Origin of the sequence: Acidaminococcus sp. CAG:542 (assembly GCF_000437815.1) — a bacterium.
Lineage (GTDB): Bacteria > Bacillota > Negativicutes > Acidaminococcales > Acidaminococcaceae > Acidaminococcus.
On sequence record NZ_FR902097.1, the window covers coordinates 444 to 774 of the forward strand.

A 331-nucleotide genomic window follows, 5' to 3' on the forward strand; every position below is an offset into this window, starting at 1 on the left:
ATTCACTACGATAATGGCTTTGGGGACTCCGATCATATTGGCAGCCATGCCCACACATTCCTGCCGATGGGCGGCCAGCGTGTCCAGCAGGTCCAGGGCCGTCTGCCGGTCTCCGGGAAAAGCAGGAAGGGCTTTTTGCTGGAGGAAAACAATATCGTGGACGATTTCTTTGATCATAACGGATACCTTCTTTCTTGCAGGAAAAGACTCTGATTTTTTGAAAGAACAATCATCCTTAAAGTTTGATGAATCAATGATAGACCATAGATAGGATAAATTCAACCTGTTGCAGTAACATCCAGGAAAACAAAAGGACAAAAATCCAGGGGAT

The 331-nt window shown here is 45.3% G+C and carries 1 protein-coding gene; it reads right to left on the bottom strand.

The genetic code is table 11. From position 1 onward, the window contains the following. Positions 1–177: peptide deformylase (locus tag QVO43_RS08800; RefSeq protein ID WP_369678687.1), on the bottom strand; the 177-nt coding region annotated here is incomplete at its 3' end. Positions 178–331: the final 154 nt, after the last annotated feature.